General features: G+C 48.9%; 1 protein-coding gene. It reads right to left on the reverse strand.

Translation table 11 applies throughout. From position 1 onward, the window contains the following. On the reverse strand, nt 1–266 hold a 266-nt coding region (locus tag GM79_RS25205), incomplete at both ends, for a transposase family protein (RefSeq protein ID WP_161787077.1).

The following is a 266-nucleotide window of genomic DNA, read 5'->3' on the forward strand; positions in this document are numbered from 1 at the left end:
TCCACTACTACGCGCTTGCGGGCCTGCTGCGTATTGCGAAACTTATTGTTTTTGGTCAATTGTCCGCCACGCGGTTTTTTTGTGGGAAGAAATAACTTGCCGCATGCATACGCCTTCGCAAAGCCCTGAAAACCGGAATCTAATCGCAGCGTCAGTCCATCAAACCACTGCTTGTCAGGGGGAAACAATTGTTTTAACAACGTGAAATCATGCACTGACCCGGGCACCAGCTGGCTGAGATAAATAATTTTTCGCTGGGCATCAGC

This window comes from Hymenobacter sp. IS2118, from assembly GCF_000715495.1.
Lineage (GTDB): Bacteria > Bacteroidota > Bacteroidia > Cytophagales > Hymenobacteraceae > Hymenobacter.